The following is a 6,764-nucleotide window of genomic DNA, read 5'->3' as shown; positions in this document are numbered from 1 at the left end:
GGACAGCCGCCCACGGTAAAAACCAGGAGGGAATCCCCGGATATGAAACAACCGTGAGCGATACGGAGGATTCGGTCAAGGTCGATGCGATATCAGGCCCGACGCCGCCGTACGGGTCGCCTGACCAGGGCTGGGGAAAAGGTATGCGACCTGCCATCACCATGACCCACCATGCCGCGATGGTGTACTGTGAATGGCTCTCGAAGGTCACCGGAAAGAAATTCAGGCTCCCGACCGAAGCGGAATGGGAATACGCCTGCCGCGCGGGAACGACCGGGCCGTACTATTTCGAGGGGAATCCGAAAAAGCTCACCCGCAAGTCGTGGATCAACCGGATGTTCAGAAAGGACACGAGCGCCATCGACCGGTATGTCTGGTCCGCAACGGACAGCGGATACAAGACCTACCCGCCGTTTACCAAAGATGCCAATCCCTGGGGACTGTACAACATGCTCGGAAATGTGATGGAGTTCTGCCTCGACTGGTATGCGCCCGATGCTCTCGATACATATCCCGGAGGCGGTCCGGTCGTTGATCCGGCAGGGCCTCAGACCGGAACGGAGCATGTTGTCCGCGGGGGATCCTATAACAGCGATCCCGCCGATCTGCGCATCGCGAACCGTGACCACACGCAGCACGACCGGTGGCTCGTGACCGATCCGCAGTCGCCGAAGAGCATCTGGTGGTATTCCGACACGAAAGAAGTGGGTTTCCGTGTCGTCCGGGTATTCGATGAGGAACAGACCGGAATGAAGTAATTCCCTTAAATGATGAAGCATACAATCTATACGGAGGTCGGCAGCCATGCTGAAAAAAAGTATCAAAGCAGCGGGTCTGATTCTCGTGAGTCTTCTGATCATCAATGGGGAAAATACTGTTCAAGCAGCGGAAAACGGCGCACTCGCAATCATTCCAAAGCCGGTCAAGGTGCTGCCCCAGGAAGGCTCGTTCACCCTGAAAAAGGGGCTTGTCATCTCACAATCCGGGCAGGTCCCGCCTGAACTCGGACATTATCTTGCGGGTCAAATCGTCGCAGCATCGGGATTCACACCGGCTGTCACGATAGTGTCCGGTGGAAAGGTGCCCGACGGATCGATCAGGCTTTCCCTGGACGAATCGCTCTCCTCCACCCTGGGCGATGAAGGCTATTCCCTCATTATCGCGCCGGTCTCAGTCAAACTGACCGCACCAAAACCGGCGGGCCTCTTTTACGGTATTCAGACACTGCGCCAGCTTCTCGACAGCCGCAAAGGAACGACTCCTGCCCTCCCGTGCGCTGAGATCGAGGATAGACCGGTGTACTCATGGCGGGGAATGAGCCTCGACTGCGCCCGTCATTTCATGACCATCGATTTCATCAAGCGGTACATCGATCTTCTGGCATACCACAAAATGAACGTGTTCCACTGGCACCTGACCGACGATCAGGGCTGGCGTATCGAGATCAAGCGCTACCCGCGCCTCACCGGAATCGGCGCTTGGCGCGAGGAATACGGCGAGCGCTATGGCGGATTCTACACGCAGGAAGAAGCGAAAGATATCGTGGCCTATGCGAAAAGCCGTTATATCACCGTTGTACCGGAAATCGAAATGCCGGGACATGCAACAGCAGCCGTCGCAGCATACCCCCCGCTGTCATGCAGCGGGAAACCGGTGAACGTCGAGACCGGCTGGGGAGTGTTCACGAATCTGTTCTGCGCCGGAAAGGACGAGACGTTTGTATTTCTGGAAAACGTACTCAACGAAATCTGCGAGATATTCCCATCACCGTACATACACATCGGCGGCGACGAAGCGAAGAAAGACCAGTGGGAGAAGTGCCCTCTCTGCCAGAAACGGATCAAAGACGAGGGTCTCAAGGACGAGCGCGAGCTTCAGGGGTATTTCACGAAGCGCATCGATGCGTTCATGCAGTCGAAAGGACGCACGATCATCGGCTGGGACGAGATTCTCGAGGGCGGCATATCGCCCGGTGCGGTCGTACAGTCGTGGCGGGGCATGAAAGGCGCCGAGGAGGGCACCCGGAAAGGCCATCGGGTGATATCCTCGCCCCACGATTACACATACTTCGATTACCCGTTGTATTCCCTCCGCTCGAAAGCATGGTGGATGGGTATCACACCACCGGAGAAAACCTATTCGTTTCAGCCGGCGCCCGATAATTTCACGAAGGAACAGGCCGCGCTCATCATGGGAGGCGAGTGCTGCATGTGGGCGGAATACGCGCCCCAGCCCGAAATCGACCAGCAGGTATTCCCCCGGCTCTGTGCGCTGTGCGAGGTGCTCTGGACGCCAAAGGAACAGCGTGACTGGAACGATTTCTCCGGGCGCATGGAAACACACTACCGCCGTCTGGATGCGCTCGGTGTCGATTACTACAAAGAGGATGTCCGTGTCGGCGGATGGACGTCGGACAGGATTTCACCCACTCTAAAAGATGTAGAATGGGACATCACGAAGTATATGAAGGGTAACGGTCATTACCGGGTGACGTTCGACCATGAAAAAGGCGATGGCGGGATTTCTGTCGAATGGGCGGCCCTGCTCCGTAACGGCGGCGAGATTTCACGGGACCCGCATCCGTTTCAGAGCAGCGACAAGAACCTGTATCAGACCTACCGCTTTACCGTTGACAATCACCGTGATAACGACGTTTATACCCTGCGGGTTCATATGAGCGGAAGAAACGGCACAGACACGACGGGGTCGATCTGGCTTAATTATTTTCATTCGAGTGTGGCACAAAAACAAAAATAAGTTATATGAAATATAATTTACATTATATTTCTATTTATATTCTCATAAGATAACCAGATATAAACAGACAGATGAACTCGTCTTACATCAGATTATCGATCATTGTACAACGATACAGAAATGTAACCACACGAGGAGACCATCATGAGCACGAACGGATTTGAGCTTTCACGCCGGAAATTTTTCGGCACTGTCGCTGCCGCGGGAGCGCTGGCAACGAGCTGCGGTAAAGCAACACCGCCGCCGACTTCGACCACGAAACCGGTATCGAGACCGAATGTTACCATTACCACACTGACCGATACAGCGCCGGACGGCCCCGTGCTTAAAGCCGGGCTTGTCGGGTGCGGAGGAAGAGGCTCGGGCGCGGCGATCAATTTTCTCGGCGCCGGGCCGAATCTCAGGATAACCGCCCTCGCCGATGTGTTTCAGGATCGTATTGACGGCGCGCTCAAACAGATAAAGGAAAAAACGACACAGCAGACTCCGCCCGAAAACATTTTCGTCGGTTTCGATGCCTATAAGAAACTTATCGATTCCGGCGTCGATATCGTATTACTTGCCACACCACCCCATTTCCGCCCCGAACATTTTGCCGCCGCCGTAAACGCCGGAAAGCATGTCTTTATGGAAAAACCCGTGGCGGTCGATCCGGTCGGTGCCCGGTTAGTCATGGAAACGGCCGGACAGGCGAAAACGAAAAATCTGAGCGTGGTAACCGGAACGCAGCGTCACCACCAGAAAAACTATGTCGAAACTCTCAAACGCATCGCTGACGGCGCAATCGGTGACATCGTAGCCGCGCGGTGCTACTGGAATCAGAGCCAGTTATGGTACCGTGACCGCCAGAAAGGCTGGTCGGACATGGAATGGATGATCCGCGACTGGGTCAACTGGGCATGGCTTTCCGGCGACCACATCGTGGAACAGCATGTCCACAACATCGATGTCATCAGCTGGTTCACTGGGATGCATCCGGTCAAGGCAGTCGGTTTCGGAGCCCGTCAACGCAGGGTGACCGGCGACCAGTACGACTTTTTCTGCGTCGACTTCGAATACGAGAACGGCATGCACCTCGAAAGCATGTGCCGCCAGATAGACGGCTGTGTTAACAATGTCTCGGAGTTCATCGTCGGAACAAAAGGATCGACAAACTGCGCCGATACAATCTGGAATCCCGATGGGAGCATCAAATGGAAGGCGGAAACCATTAAAAAGGGCGATCCAAAGGACCCCAGACCGTATGATGTGACGTGGCTCGAAGACCCGCGGGGACCGTACGACCAGGAACACGTCGATTTAATCACTTCCATCCGCACGGGTACACCGATCAACGAAGCCGCCCTCACCGCGGAATCCACCCTCCTTGGCATCATGGGGCGTGTATCCGCTTATACCGGCAAGGAGATAACATGGCAGGAGATGATGGACTCGACCCTGAAACTCGGGCCTGCAGAGTATGCATTGGGACCTGTCAAAATGGAATTCCCCGTCCCCGTGCCGGGTGAAGGGAAAGCCAAATAAATACCCGCAGGTTAAATGACCGGTACTGATGATCGGCTTATGAGAGCAAGGACAGATCATCCCTTTTCCTGTTCAGTATATGCCGAAAAATACGAAGAAGGAGATTAATTGATGAATATGGGACGTCGAACATTCATGGCTACCTCAGCGGCAACCGCCGGAGCTGTGAGCCTGCTTCCGGGTAAATCGGACGCATTCACCCTGCCCGACCCTCCCCGGAAAGCGCAGCTCAGGCTCTCATCCCAGGAGGGACAGCCTCCGGGAAAAACACTCGACGAAAAGCTCGATTTTCTCGAAGCGAATGGATTCACGGGGTTCGAGCCATCCGGTAAAAACCTCCGCAGCCGTGTCGTCGAGTTCAAGAAAGCCCTCAATGGCCGGAAAATCAAAATCAGCGCGATATGCGCCGGATTCAGCGGGGTCATCATCTCCGAAAAACCGGAGGTACGCAAGGAAGCGATGGATTCCATGAAGGAAATCCTGACCGCGGCGGGTGAACTCGGCTCGACCGGGCTCATCATTGTCCCGGCATTCAACGGTCAGACCACACTCGGCCACAAGGAATCCCGCGACCTGCTCGTCGACCTGCTTGGCGAGCTCGGCGAGCATGCCGTCACGGTGAAATCGCGGATTCTCCTCGAACCTCTCAACCGCAAGGAAGCCTTTTTCCTCCGTCTCGTTGCCGATGCCGCGTCGATCTGCAGGGATGTGAACAGCCCCGGTATCTGCTGCATGGGCGACTTCTGGCACATGACATGGGAGGAAACGAGCGATATGGGCGCTTTTCTGTCCGGAGGCCAGTACCTCCACCATGTCCACATGGCGAGCAGAAAAAACCGTAAGATGCCCGGCGAGGACGAGGGCGACAACTATGTGGACGGTTTCAGGGGACTGAAGCTCATCGGCTACCAGGACTATGTCAGCCTCGAATGCGGTTCTGTCGGGGATGTATCTAAGACCATTCCGGCAGCGGCCAAGCTGCTCAGAGAACAGTGGGATATGGCCTGAAAGCCGGTTAAACGATACTATCTGAAAAGCCACTTTCATGTCCATGGAAGTGGCTTTTTTAAAATCGAATATTCAAGGATGAATAGAACGCGGATTTACACGGATTAAGCAGGTTTACAAGGATTTGTATTTTATATATCTTAATAAATGTTAACCATGAATATTGTAGATGCTTTTATAAAAAACCAAATATAAATAATCCATTATATCTTTTGTGCCTTTGTGTCTTTGTGGTTGAATATTTTTTATTAATAATCCGGAATTGACAAAGGGAGGAATTCATTATGCGGAAAAAATTATCTCTATTCAGCACACGATTATTATCTGCCGTACTATTCCTTGTGCTTTTACTTTCTGCCTCATGGTGCACGGGAGAAGAGATTGAATTCACTTTTCGCAGTTCATTCGACCAGACAGAGCAGAAAGCAGTCGCATACATCCCCAATGTCTGCCGGACCCGCACTACCAGTCCGCTCCTCGTGGTTGCCCACTACATGGGCGGGAACCGTTTTACCGGAGCCCGGACGGGGTATTATCCCGAATGCGATGCCCGAGGTTACCTTCTCGTATGCCCCGAGCTCCACGGGAAGCGGACCAGCGGCGAGACTTCCTGCGCCGCGCTTGAAGCCCAGCATGATATCATCGATGCGATAACCTACATGAAACAGAACTACAGCGTCGATTCCTCGAAAGTATACATCGTCGGCCGGTCGATGGGCGGCATGCTCGCCGCGGTCATGGCGGCGAAATATCCCGACCTGTTTGCTGCCGCTGTGGCCGGTCAGGGAGTCATGGACCTCAAATTGTTTACCGAGACAACGATTCCCTCTCTGATAGGGAGCGTGGAGCGCGAATGCGGCCCGTATTCCGAAGCAACGCGATTCGATTACGAGCGGCGGTCGGCTGTTTCATATGCACCGAATTTCCAATACGTACCCCTCATGATGTGGCATGGCACCAACGATACATGGGTACCGCCAGAACAATCGGAACATCTCACCGAGACCATACGCCGGTTTTACCGCTTTCAACCCGATGTTTTCTGGCTCCATGGTGCAGCGCACTGCCCGACGAATTTTACCGCATCATGGGTCTGCGACCGTCTCACATACTACGAAAACAAGTGCGAATCGGGTTTTGAAACGCCCACGCGTTTCTTCCCGGAGCTGACACTGGTGACCGACGAGGCAAAACGCTTCTTCTGGCTCGATATCACTCCGGCCCAAGAAAACTCATTCGCACGGATTCACGCGTCTCTCAAAGACGATGTCCTTTCCGTCAACGTCGAGAACATCAGCCAGGTGAGCATCGATCTCGACTCCGTCTCGAAGCTTGTCAGGGTTTCACGGTTCGAGGTCACCACCGATGCACCGCTGAAACTCACCATCGTAAGGAACGGAAAGGTACTGTTCGAAACCGCAGCGGATAAAAAAATATCCGGAGCGCTGCCGGATAAGCTGTTTGAGAAATAAATG

5 protein-coding genes are annotated in these 6,764 nt (G+C 54.1%); all 5 read left to right on the top strand.

The features are described 5' to 3' along the window. A partial coding sequence (locus tag LLG96_06235) for a formylglycine-generating enzyme family protein (GenBank protein MCE5249803.1) occupies positions 1–758 on the top strand: 758 nt, incomplete at its 5' end. Between the two features lie 46 nt (positions 759–804). Continuing rightward, positions 805–2,757: a beta-N-acetylhexosaminidase gene (locus LLG96_06230; GenBank protein MCE5249802.1), complete on the top strand. Its 1,953-nt coding sequence runs from the start codon at positions 805–807 to the stop codon at positions 2,755–2,757. Between the two features lie 144 nt (positions 2,758–2,901). Continuing rightward, positions 2,902–4,281 (top strand): Gfo/Idh/MocA family oxidoreductase, encoded by a 1,380-nt coding sequence (locus LLG96_06225; GenBank protein MCE5249801.1) that lies wholly within the window; start codon positions 2,902–2,904, stop codon positions 4,279–4,281. 111 nt (positions 4,282–4,392) lie between these two features. Then, entirely contained in the window at positions 4,393–5,289 is an 897-nt protein-coding gene (locus LLG96_06220; protein MCE5249800.1) for a sugar phosphate isomerase/epimerase, read from the top strand. A 284-nt stretch (positions 5,290–5,573) separates the two neighbouring features. Continuing rightward, positions 5,574–6,761, top strand: coding sequence for an alpha/beta fold hydrolase (locus LLG96_06215; GenBank protein MCE5249799.1), 1,188 nt, complete (start codon positions 5,574–5,576; stop codon positions 6,759–6,761). Positions 6,762–6,764: the final 3 nt, after the last annotated feature.

It is taken from the genome of bacterium (genome assembly GCA_021372535.1).
Classification (GTDB): Bacteria; Latescibacterota; Latescibacteria; order Latescibacterales; family Latescibacteraceae; genus JAFGMP01.
This window is presented reverse-complemented; position numbering and strand designations above follow the sequence as displayed.